Annotated in this window: 9 protein-coding genes; all 9 read right to left on the reverse strand. The window is 62.0% G+C overall.

The window, feature by feature from the left end:
- Nucleotides 1–107: 107 nt before the first annotated feature.
- Nucleotides 108–4,244 carry a DNA-directed RNA polymerase subunit beta gene (gene rpoB / locus NKI69_RS28980; protein ID WP_023814288.1) on the reverse strand — a complete coding sequence of 1,379 codons (4,137 nt, stop codon included), beginning with the start codon at nucleotides 4,242–4,244 and terminating at the stop codon, nucleotides 108–110.
- A gap of 251 nt (nucleotides 4,245–4,495) precedes the next feature.
- A complete protein-coding gene (gene rplL / locus NKI69_RS28985; protein WP_027038853.1) occupies nucleotides 4,496–4,873 on the reverse strand; it encodes a 50S ribosomal protein L7/L12 in 378 nt (125 codons plus the stop codon).
- Nucleotides 4,874–4,927: 54 nt separating this feature from the next.
- Nucleotides 4,928–5,446: a 50S ribosomal protein L10 gene (gene rplJ, locus NKI69_RS28990; RefSeq protein ID WP_013531412.1), complete on the reverse strand. Its 519-nt coding sequence runs from the start codon at nucleotides 5,444–5,446 to the stop codon at nucleotides 4,928–4,930.
- A 394-nt stretch (nucleotides 5,447–5,840) separates the two neighbouring features.
- Nucleotides 5,841–6,539, reverse strand: coding sequence for a 50S ribosomal protein L1 (gene rplA / locus NKI69_RS28995; RefSeq protein ID WP_013531411.1), 699 nt, complete (start codon nucleotides 6,537–6,539; stop codon nucleotides 5,841–5,843).
- Between the two features lie 4 nt (nucleotides 6,540–6,543).
- Nucleotides 6,544–6,972 (reverse strand): 50S ribosomal protein L11, encoded by a 429-nt coding sequence (gene rplK, locus NKI69_RS29000; protein ID WP_013531410.1) that lies wholly within the window; start codon nucleotides 6,970–6,972, stop codon nucleotides 6,544–6,546.
- Between the two features lie 158 nt (nucleotides 6,973–7,130).
- Entirely contained in the window at nucleotides 7,131–7,658 is a 528-nt protein-coding gene (gene nusG / locus NKI69_RS29005) for a transcription termination/antitermination protein NusG (protein ID WP_013531409.1), read from the reverse strand.
- A 27-nt stretch (nucleotides 7,659–7,685) separates the two neighbouring features.
- The gene (gene secE / locus NKI69_RS29010) at nucleotides 7,686–7,889 is read right to left on the reverse strand and encodes a preprotein translocase subunit SecE (RefSeq protein WP_013531408.1); all 204 of its coding nucleotides are present in this window, start codon (nucleotides 7,887–7,889) and stop codon (nucleotides 7,686–7,688) included.
- A 370-nt stretch (nucleotides 7,890–8,259) separates the two neighbouring features.
- On the reverse strand, nucleotides 8,260–9,384 hold the full coding sequence (locus NKI69_RS29015; RefSeq protein WP_023814287.1) for an NAD(P)/FAD-dependent oxidoreductase: 1,125 nt from the start codon (nucleotides 9,382–9,384) through the stop codon (nucleotides 8,260–8,262).
- A gap of 79 nt (nucleotides 9,385–9,463) precedes the next feature.
- Entirely contained in the window at nucleotides 9,464–11,005 is a 1,542-nt protein-coding gene (locus NKI69_RS29020; RefSeq protein ID WP_023814286.1) for an amino acid ABC transporter permease/ATP-binding protein, read from the reverse strand.
- Between the last annotated feature and the right edge of the window lie 177 nt (nucleotides 11,006–11,182).

Below are 11,182 nucleotides of genomic sequence, written 5' to 3' on the forward strand. Positions count from 1 at the left end.
CTGGTTGAGCATGATCCCATCCGAAAACCGGTAGCCACTTTTCGGGATCATGATCGAGGCGCGCCGCGGAAAGCCGTGGCGCGCCATTGCCTTACTCGGCCGCGCCCCTATTCGGCAGCATCTGGCAGCCGGACAGGGTTGTCGTCGAGCTTGGTGTTCTCCAGCTCGACATTGAGGCCGAGAGACCGCATTTCCTTGACGAGAACGTTGAAGCTCTCGGGGATGCCGGCCTCGAAGGTGTCGTCGCCACGGACGATCGCCTCGTAGACCTTGGTACGGCCTGCGACGTCGTCCGACTTCACCGTCAGCATTTCCTGCAGCGTGTAGGCGGCGCCGTATGCTTCGAGTGCCCAGACCTCCATCTCGCCGAAGCGCTGGCCACCGAACTGCGCCTTGCCGCCCAGCGGCTGCTGGGTGACGAGCGAGTACGGACCGATCGAACGCGCGTGGATCTTGTCGTCCACGAGATGGTGAAGCTTGAGCATGTAGATGTAGCCCATCGTCACCTTGCGATCGAACGGCTCGCCGGTGCGTCCGTCATAGAGTTGCGACTGACCGCTGGTGTGCAGGCCCGCCTGCTCCAGCATGATGTTGATGTCAGCCTCGTGCGCGCCGTCGAACACCGGGGTCGCGATCGAGACGCCGCGGCGCATCTGCTCGCTGAGGCGAACAATGCTCTCGTCGTCATAGTCACGAACCGGCTCGTTGCGGTCGTTGGCCGGGATGAAGCTCTCGAGCGTCTTGCGCAGCGGCTTGATGTCGCCGGCTGCCTTGTACGTGTCGATCAGCTCGCCGATTTTCCTGCCCATGCCCGCGCATGCCCAGCCCAGATGCGTTTCCAGGATCTGGCCGACATTCATGCGGCTCGGCACACCCAGCGGGTTGAGCACGATATCGGCATGCGTGCCGTCCTCGAGGAAAGGCATGTCCTCGACCGGAACGATCCGCGACACGACACCCTTGTTGCCGTGACGGCCGGCCATCTTGTCGCCGGGCTGCATCTTGCGCTTCACGGCCACGAAGACCTTGACCATCTTCATGACGCCCGGAGGCATTTCGTCGCCGCGCTGGACCTTCTCGACCTTGTCCATGAAACGCTGTTCGAGCGCCTTCTTGGAATCGTCGTACTGGCCACGCAGGGCTTCGAGTTCGCTCTGGAGCTTTTCGTTCTCCACGGCAAACTGCCACCACTGCGAACGCGGATACTCGTCGAGCGTATCCTTGGACAGCGTCGAGCCCTTCTTGAAGCCCTTCGGTCCAGCGATCGCTTCCTTGCCGACGAGCACGTCGGAAAGACGCGCATAGACGTTACGGTCCAAAATGGCCTGCTCGTCGTCGCGGTCCTTGGCGAGGCGTTCGATCTCCTCGCGCTCGATCGCCATGGCGCGCTCGTCCTTCTCCACACCGTGGCGATTGAAGACGCGCACCTCGACGACGGTGCCGAAAGTGCCCGGAGGCATGCGCATCGAGGTGTCGCGCACATCGGATGCCTTTTCGCCGAAGATGGCGCGCAGAAGCTTCTCTTCCGGCGTCATCGGGCTTTCGCCCTTCGGCGTGATCTTGCCGACCAGGATGTCGCCCGGCTGAACTTCCGCACCGATGTAGACGATGCCGGCTTCGTCGAGGTTCTTCAGCGCTTCTTCCGAGACGTTCGGAATATCGCGCGTGATTTCCTCCGGCCCGAGCTTGGTATCGCGCGCCATGACCTCGAACTCCTCGATATGGATCGAGGTGAAGACGTCATCGGCGACGATGCGTTCGGACAGGAGGATCGAGTCCTCGTAGTTGTAGCCATTCCACGGCATGAACGCGACCAGCACGTTGCGGCCGAGCGCCAGATCACCGAGCTCGGTCGACGGACCGTCGGCGATGATGTCGCCCTTGTTGACGAGGTCACCCATGCGAACCAGCGGACGCTGGTTGATGCAGGTGTTCTGGTTCGAACGCTGGAACTTCATCAGCCGGTAGATGTCGACGCCGGACTTGCCCGGATCGAGATCTTCGGTAGCGCGGATAACGATACGCGTCGCATCCACCTGGTCGACGATGCCGCCGCGGCGGGCGCCGATGGCAGCGCCCGAGTCACGGGCAACGATCGGCTCCATGCCGGTGCCGACGAACGGCGCCTCGGCGCGCACCAGCGGCACGGCCTGACGCTGCATGTTCGAGCCCATCAGAGCGCGGTTGGCGTCGTCGTTTTCCAGGAACGGGATCAGGGCCGCGGCCACCGACACCATCTGCTTGGGCGACACGTCCATCAGATCGACGTTTTCGCGCGGCGCCATCATCACTTCGCCGGCACTGCGGCAAATGACGAATTCGTCGACGAAACCACCGTTCTTGTCGAGCTCGGCGTTGGCCTGCGCGACATGGTGCTTGGCCTCTTCCATCGCCGAGAGATAGACGACGTCATTGGTCAGCTTGCCGTCGACGATCTTGCGGTACGGGCTCTCGATGAAGCCGTACTTGTTGACGCGTGCGAAGGTGGCCAGCGAGTTGATCAGACCGATATTCGGGCCTTCCGGCGTCTCGATCGGGCAGATGCGGCCGTAATGCGTCGGGTGCACGTCGCGCACTTCGAAGCCGGCGCGCTCGCGGGTCAGACCGCCCGGTCCAAGCGCCGAGAGGCGGCGCTTGTGGGTGATCTCCGACAGCGGGTTGGTCTGGTCCATGAACTGCGACAGCTGCGAGGAACCGAAGAACTCGCGCACGGCGGCAGCCGCCGGCTTGGCGTTGATCAGGTCCTGCGGCATGACCGTGTCGATCTCGATCGAGGACATACGCTCCTTGATCGCGCGTTCCATGCGCAGCAGGCCGACGCGGTACTGGTTTTCCATCAGCTCGCCGACCGAACGCACGCGGCGGTTGCCGAGATTGTCGATGTCGTCGATCTCGCCCTTGCCGTCGCGCAGTTCAACCAGCGTCCTGACCACGGCCAGGATGTCGTCCTTGCGCAGCACGCGCACGGTGTCCTCGGCCTTGAGCTCGAGGCGCATGTTCATCTTGACGCGGCCAACGGCCGACAGATCGTAGCGCTCACTGTCGAAGAACAGCGAGTTGAACATGGCTTCGGCGGTTTCGAGCGTCGGCGGCTCGCCGGGGCGCATGACACGATAGATGTCGAACAGCGCGTCCTGGCGGCTCTCGTTCTTGTCGACGTTGAGCGTGTTGCGGATATAGGCGCCGACATTGACGTGGTCGATGTCGAGAACCTTGATCTCGTCTTCGCCGGTGCCGAGCAGAACCTTCAGCGTCTTCTCGTCGATCTCGTCCCCGGCTTCGAGGAATATCTCGCCGGTGGCGTAGTTGACGATGTCCTCGGCCAGGTAGTTGCCGAGCAGATCCTCGTCGGTCGCCTTGATCGCCTTCAGACCCTTTTCGCCAAGCGCCCGAGCCTGACGTGCCGTGATCTTCTTGCCGGCTTCGACGACGACTTCGCCGGTATCGGCATCGACCAGGTCGCCGACGGCCTTGAGGCCGCGGAAACGCTCGACGTTGAACGGAATGCGCCAATGGTCGCCGGCGCGCTTGTAGGTGATCTTGTTGTAGAAGGTCGACAGGATTTCTTCGCCGTCCATGCCGAGCGCCATCAGCAGCGACGTCACCGGAATCTTGCGGCGACGATCGATGCGGGCGTGCACGACGTCCTTGGAATCGAACTCGATGTCGAGCCACGAGCCGCGATAGGGGATGACGCGCGCGGCAAACAGAAGCTTGCCCGACGAGTGCGACTTGCCCTTGTCATGGTCGAAGAAGACGCCCGGCGAGCGGTGCATCTGCGAGACGATGACGCGCTCGGTGCCGTTGACGATGAAGGTGCCATTCAGCGTCATGAGCGGCATGTCGCCCATGTAGACGTCCTGCTCCTTGATGTCCTTGATGGACTTGGCGCCGGTATCCTCGTCGATATCGAACACGATGAGGCGCAGCGTCACCTTGAGCGGCGCGGCATAGGTCAGGTCGCGCTGACGGCATTCGTCAACGTCGAATTTCGGTCCTTCGAACTCATACTTCACGAACTCCAGCATCGAGGAGCCGGAAAAATCGGAGATCGGGAAGACCGACTTGAAAACAGCCTGCAGTCCCTCGTCCGGACGCCCACCCTTGGGCTCCGCCACCATCAGGAACTGGTCATAGGATGCCTTCTGAACCTCGATCAGGTTCGGCATCTCCGCAACTTCCGGAATCTTTCCGAAGAACTTGCGTACGCGTCTGCGGCCATTGAAAGTCTGGGTCTGGGCCATCGTCGCTCCTTAGCTCTAAACTCGGGACGAGCCTCGCCGCGGCTCGCCTTGCATGCTGGGCCACCTTGGCGGCAACCCTCTGTCTGTTTTCCCGGCGCCTGTCGGCGGCCGGCTAGAACGGGAGAAAACCCGTTTCCTGAAGGCCGGTTTTCGGCCCTCAGGAAAGAGGTTCTCGTAGATCTCGCGTTACGCGCACTCCCTTCGGGCGAAGGGAGTGGCGGACGGCGCGAGGCCGCCCGCCGCTTTTACGCTTACTTCAGTTCGACCTTGGCGCCGGCTGCTTCCAGCTGGGCCTTGAACTTGTCAGCGTCGGCCTTGGAAACGGCTTCCTTGACCGGCTTCGGAGCCGCTTCGACCAGGTCCTTGGCTTCCTTGAGGCCAAGACCGGTGATGGCGCGGACTTCCTTGATGACGTTGATCTTCTGAGCGCCTGCCTCGGTGAGGACGACGTCGAATTCCGTCTTTTCCTCGACCGGAGCAGCAGCGGCCGCACCACCGCCAGCGGCGGCAACAGCCACCGGAGCAGCGGCGGAAACGCCCCACTTTTCTTCCAGAAGCTTCGACAGCTCAGCCGCCTCGAGGACGGTCAGCTTCGAAAGGTCGTCTACGATCTTTGCGAGATCAGCCATTGTTGTGTTCCTTCATAAGGTTCGAACGTGTGTTTGTGATAGCGAGGAACGGCCTCATGCCGCCTCGTCCTTCCGGGCGTAAGCGCCGATGACGCGCGCGACCGAAGCCGCTGGCGCATTGACGATCTGGGCGATCCGGGTTGCCGGCGTGGCGATCATGCCAACCAGCCTGGCGCGCAGCTCATCGAGCGACGGAAGTGTGGCGAGTGCCTTCACACCGTCGGCATTGAGCGAGGTGGTGCCCATTGCGCCACCGAGAATGACGAGCTTGTCATTTCCCTTGGCGAAATCGGACGCGACCTTCGGCGCCGCAATCGGATCCTCCGAATAAGCAATCAGCGTCTGTCCCTTGAACAGCTCGATGATCGATGCGGAGTCCGTGCCCTGAAGAGCGATTTTGGCGAGACGGTTCTTCGCGACTTTGACGGTGCCACCGGCGGCGCGCATTTTCGACCGAAGGTCGTTCATTTGCGCGACGGTGATACCGGCGTAGTGGGCCACGACCACTGAACCTGCGTTCGAGAACGCACCGTTCAGGCCCGTGACGAGTTCGCGTTTTTCCGCTCTGTCCACTGCCTATCTCCAGTTGACCCCAATCCTGTTAACGGGAACATCCCATTGACGAGGACAGGCGTCGGGTTGCCTTTTGTCGGCCGGGCCATCCAGTAACGGATCTCCCGAACGACGCTCGAGGATCCTGCCCCCTTTCGCCACATCGACAGTCAAGCCGGCGATGCGCAGACAAAAGGCAAACACGGTTCGAACCTTTCATTGGAGCAATCGCTCCGTTGTCCGGTCTTCACCCGTCTCATGCAGGCCCAAATCGAATTAAGGCTTCTGGGCCGCCTGCAATCTCGGACAGGATGTCCGGAAGCCTTTCGACTTCCGGCACCGGGCCGCCAACTAGGTCGGAGGCCCGGAATTCACTTGCGGATCAGCCGCTTAGCGGCCGATCCAAATGTTCGTATCAGGACGCGTTGAGCGTCGCGACGTCGAGCTTGAGGCCCGGGCCCATCGTCGAGGTGACCGACACCTTCTTGACGTAGTTGCCCTTGGCGCCAGTCGGCTTTGCCTTGGTCACCGCATCGGCGAAGGCGCGGATGTTCTCTTCCAGCGCCTTGACGTCGAACGAGACCTTGCCGACGCCGGCATGGACGATGCCAGCCTTCTCGACACGGAACTCGACGGCGCCGCCCTTGGATGCCTTGACGGCGGCGGCAACGTCGGTGGTGACGGTGCCGACCTTCGGGTTCGGCATCATGCCGCGCGGGCCGAGCACTTTGCCCAGACGACCGACCAGCGGCATCATGTCCGGCGTGGCGATGCAGCGATCGAAATCGATCGTGCCCTTCTGGACGATGTCGACCAGATCCTCGGCACCAACGATGTCGGCGCCGGCGGCGCGCGCTTCGTCGGCCTTGTCGCCACGGGCGAACACGGCGACACGCACCGAGCGGCCGGTGCCGTTCGGCAGGTTGACCACGCCGCGGACCATCTGGTCGGCATGGCGCGGGTCGACGCCGAGATTCATGGCGACTTCGATGGTCTCATCGAACTTCACCGAGGAACGGTCCTTGAGCAGCTTCAGCGCATCACCCAGGGCATAAGCCTTGTTGGGATCGATGCCTTCGCGGGTCTTCGATACACGCTTTGCAATCTTTGCCATGATCTTAGCCCACCACTTCCAGACCCATCGAGCGGGCGGAGCCCTCGACCATGCGCATGGCCGCTTCGACGTCGTTTGCGTTCAGGTCTTTCATCTTCGCGGTGGCAATCTCGCGGACCTTGTCACGCGAAACCGTACCGGCCTTGACCTTGCCCGGCTCCTTGGAACCGGACGTCAGGTTCGCTGCCTTCTTCAGGAAGTAGCTCACCGGCGCCGTCTTCATGACGAAGGTGAAGGACTTGTCCTGATAGTAGGTGATGACGACCGGAACCGGCGATCCCTTTTCCATTTCCTGGGTCTGCGCGTTGAACGCCTTGCAGAACTCCATGATGTTGATGCCACGCTGACCAAGCGCCGGGCCGATCGGGGGAGACGGCGTAGCCGATCCCGCTTTCACCTGGAGCTTGAGCTGGCCTGCAATTTTCTTAGCCATCTCTTTTCCTGCCTTTGTCTATGCCGGTCATGCCGGCGGTTGCAGTCTGGTGGTGCGATCCATGCGGCCGGCTAAAGCCGCATTCGTCTCCCACCGTTCTCAGGCCGCGCTTCCGCGCCGCCTCCCCTGATCGCCAAACCGGCGTCAGGGATTTCGGATCAGCCCTTTTCGACCTGTCCGAATTCCAGATCGACCGGCACGGCGCGCCCGAAGATCGAAACTTCCACCTTGAGCCGCGCCCGCTCCTCGTCCACTTCCTGGACGAAACCGTTGAACGACGCGAAGGGACCATCCGAAACGCGGATCGCTTCGCCGATCTCGAACGTGACCGAGGGCTTGGGCCGCTCGACGCCTTCCTGCACCTGGTTCAGGATGCGCTGCGCTTCCGCCTCGGTGATCGGCACCGGCTTGGAGTCACCCAGGAAGCCGGTGACCTTCGGTGTGTTCTTGACCAGCGAGAACACAGCGTCGGTCAAATTCGCCTTCAGCAGCACATAGCCCGGGAAGAACTTGCGCTCGGCATCGACCTTGCGGCCGCGGCGAACTTCGACGACCTTCTCGGTCGGAACCACGATCTGATGGATGTCGGCGGACAGGCCCTTCTGCTTGGCCTTGTTCTCGATATCCTCGGCGACCTTCTTTTCAAAGTTCGAATAGGCGTGGACGATGTACCAGCGCGCGGTCATTTCAAGACTTCTCCGTAATCGCCGGACTTAGCGTCCGATGCCCAGAATCTGTTCGACCGCAAGGCCCATGAGCTGATCGGCGGTGAAGAAAAAGATCATCGCGATCACTGCGAAGGCCAGAACCATCACCGTCGAGATCATCGTTTCGCGCCGCGACGGCCAAGTCACCTTGGCGGTCTCCGCGCGGACCTGCTGGAGAAAGACGAAAGGATTTGTGGTTTTCGAAGCCATATGCCGCTCTGTCTTCAAGACCCGTTGGCCGGGTCTCCTGGATGATCCCGCTGGCCGGGACGTACCGCCTGAGCGAATTTCGCGCCGAATCAGCGCAATCATTTCGCCCATGCAAATCAGACGCGTAAAGCCGGTTTCCCAGCTCCACGCGTCGCGTGTCTGTTTCGTCTACATAAAACCGATTCTTGATCCACGCAAGTGGCAAGTCTCCGCTTTATGACCAAACACCGCCTCGGAACCATCCAGTCGTTCCGTCCCGGCTATGGCGCTCTTATGCCCCAATCGGGCTAATATGGCAAGCGGGTCGCCGATTTTCAAAGGGCAGACCGCAGAAATGTCGCTGATGGCCACACGAAACAATTCCGAAAGCCTAAGCAAAGCGGCTTGGGCGGAACTTGGCAAGCAGCGGGTGCTCTCTTCCGGTGGCGATCTCGTCGGCAATGAGTTCACCGGCGATCAGGCCAAGCGTCGCGCCGCTGTGGCTGAAGGCGACGTAGTATCCCTGGATATCTTTCAACAAGCCGAAGACCGGCTCGCCGTCGCCCGGAATCGGCTTGGGGCCGACACCATAACTCTCCAATTCCAGCTTTGGATGTCCCTCGAGGACCTTCGCGGCTTGTTCAAGAAGTCCATCAATCGTCGAGCCCTTCACCCCATAGGTGCCGTCTGCATTGATGATTACCTCTTCTTCCGACCAGGCGGAATCGAGCGCGAGGGCTCCGTCCGGCGTCGGGCGGATGGCGACGCGCGGCGTGTTGAGCACGGCCCGAAGAGCCAAATCGACCGGCTTGGTCCTGACCAGCAGCGCGATCGGCGTCCCATCCTCGATATGGTGGCCTGTGGCCGCAACCATTCGCGGCACATCACTGCCGGTCGCCAGGAGGACTGCATCGGCAGGAAAGTCGATGCCGCTGGTCGTGGTGGCGCCAGTGGCACGACCATCGACAACCGTGACCGTGGCCCTGCCGGCATCGGTGACCAGTCGCCCGCCGCGCTCCACGAACTCCGCAATTAATGCATCGATCAGCGATGGCAGGTCGACCCAGCCTTCCCCTGGGTTGAAAATGGCTCCCTGCGGCGTGACGGCGCCTGCGGCAACGCCTGGTGTGACCGCCGCTATGGCGGCCGCGGTCAGGTGCTGTGCGTCATAGCCGAGATCCTTTTCATGGGCGAAGACATCAGCAATCTGGTTCGAGGCGTCGTCCGCATCCCATGTCAGGCCGCCATCGAAACGCAGCCACGCAGCATCCGGATATCTCGCCGACAACGTCCGGTAGCGGTCGATACCGATCATGCGCAAGCGATGATACTCAGCCGACCGCTTGCGCGCTGAATTGAGCCAGGAGAGCGAGCGGCCCGACGCCCCCTTGGCAAGCGGTCCATCGTTGACGAGGATCGTTTCGATGCCAAGCCGCGCGAGATGAACGGCTGTGGAGACACCGAAAATGCCGCCTCCGACAACGACGACCTTCGAGACCGGATGCGATGTAACCATGAGATGTTCTTTCACTGTGTAGAGAGTGGATTGAGCGACCGAAGGCGTTCCACGCATATCGGCCAGATGGCGATGCGGATCACAGCACTTCGGCGAGGAAGTGCTTCAAGCGCGCGCTTTTGGGAGTGTCGAAGATCGCAGCGGGCGTGCCGGCCTCGATGACACGGCCCTCATCCATGAAGATGACCTGATCGGCGACCTTGCGGGCAAAACCCATTTCATGGGTCACCACGACCATTGTCATGCCACGTCGGCCGAGGTCAGCCATCAGGTTGAGAACGCCCTTCACCAGTTCCGGATCGAGAGCGCTCGTCACCTCGTCGAACAGGATCACCTCAGGGTCCATTGCCAGTGCACGGGCGATTGCCACCCGCTGCTGCTGGCCACCGGAAAGACTGCCGGGACGATGGTGTTTGCGTGCGGCAAGGCCAACATCGGCGAGGCGCGCCTCGGCGATGCGCTCGGCTTCCCGCACCGGAAGGCCCTTGACCTTGGTCAGCGACAGCATGACGTTTTCCAGGGCTGTGTGGTCGGGAAACAGGTTGAACTGCTGGAACACCATGCCGACACGCCGGCGCAGCTTTTCGGGCTTCATCGCCAGGATGCTCGCGCCATCGAGCAGCACGTCACCGCCCTTGGGCTCGACCAAGCGGTTAAGGCAGCGCAGCAAGGTCGACTTGCCCGACCCTGACGGACCGATGACGCAGGTGACCGTGCCCGGCTTGACCGTCAGGCTGACGCCCTTCAGGACATCGAGATCGCCATAGGCCATGTCGAGATTGGTGACGGCGAGACTACCACCCTTGAAGCGTGAAAGCGCCGAGCTGTCTTCAGGGCTGGCCTCGGAGAGCGGGCTGCCGACGGCGCTCTCCAGTTCGCTCACCTCGGCAAGGCCGCTGGTGACGAGGCCTGCCTTTTGCTTTCCGACCCGCAGCGAGTTGTCGATGTAATTAACCACGTGGGTCAACGGCACGGTGATCACGAGATAGAACACGCCGGCCAGCAGCAATGGCGACAGGTTTCCGGTGACCACCGCCTGGTCCTGACCGACGCGGAAAATCTCGCGCTCCGATGCGAGCAGACCGAGGAAGTAGACGAGGCTCGAATCCTTGACGTTGCCGATGAACTGGTTGACCAGCGCCGGCAGGACGCGGCGGATGCCCTGCGGGATGACGATCAGGCGCATGCCCTGCCCGTAGCTCATGCTGAGCGCCCGGCAGGCTTCCATTTGCCCGCGCTCGACGCTCTGGATGCCCGAGCGGAAGATTTCGCCGATATAGGCGCCGGCGATCAGGCTGAGGGCCAGAATGCCGAGCGGAAAGGGCGAAGGCCCAAAGATTTCACGGCCGATGCGCGCAAAGCCCTGGCCGATCAGAAGGATCGTGACGATCGCCGGAAGGCCACGGAAAATGTCCGTGTAGACCCGGGCCGGAATGCGCAGCCAGCGCGATTGCGAGATGCCCATGACTGCCAGGATCATGCCGAGCACGACACCCAGCACCGTGGATGCGGCCGCGAGGATCAAGGTGTTCTTCAATCCGATGGTGATCATGCTTGGCAGCACGTCCGCCATGGCTTGCCAGTCAAGGAAACTGCGCCGCAAGTTTTCAAGCCAGTTCATTCGGCCCCCTTTCGGTTGCGCTGTCCGCATCGTCCGACATCAAACGCGGCAGCGCGTGGTCCCGCCGCCCCCGCGAAACGCCGCGGGCGGGGGGGGGGTGTAAAGTGGGGGGGGGTTGAACACGCCCCGCGGGGCGCGGGAACACCACAGCATAAAAGGATAGAGAGCGGGCCGCCG

Source organism: Mesorhizobium sp. M0491 (assembly GCF_040321265.1).
GTDB lineage: Bacteria > Pseudomonadota > Alphaproteobacteria > Rhizobiales > Rhizobiaceae > Mesorhizobium.

What these genes read in the sequence shown, in the direction of transcription:
- rpoB (WP_023814288.1), bottom strand. Translation starts at nt 4,244, where the DNA reads ATGGCCCAGACCCAGACTTTCAATGGCCGCAGACGCGTACGCAAGTTC.
- rplL (WP_027038853.1), bottom strand. Translation starts at nt 4,873, where the DNA reads ATGGCTGATCTCGCAAAGATCGTAGACGACCTTTCGAAGCTGACCGTC.
- rplA (WP_013531411.1), bottom strand. Translation starts at nt 6,539, where the DNA reads ATGGCAAAGATTGCAAAGCGTGTATCGAAGACCCGCGAAGGCATCGAT.
- rplK (WP_013531410.1), bottom strand. Translation starts at nt 6,972, where the DNA reads ATGGCTAAGAAAATTGCAGGCCAGCTCAAGCTCCAGGTGAAAGCGGGA.
- nusG (WP_013531409.1), bottom strand. Translation starts at nt 7,658, where the DNA reads ATGACCGCGCGCTGGTACATCGTCCACGCCTATTCGAACTTTGAAAAG.
- secE (WP_013531408.1), bottom strand. Translation starts at nt 7,889, where the DNA reads ATGGCTTCGAAAACCACAAATCCTTTCGTCTTTCTCCAGCAGGTCCGC.
- NKI69_RS29015 (WP_023814287.1), bottom strand. Translation starts at nt 9,384, where the DNA reads ATGGTTACATCGCATCCGGTCTCGAAGGTCGTCGTTGTCGGAGGCGGC.
- NKI69_RS29020 (WP_023814286.1), bottom strand. Translation starts at nt 11,005, where the DNA reads ATGAACTGGCTTGAAAACTTGCGGCGCAGTTTCCTTGACTGGCAAGCC.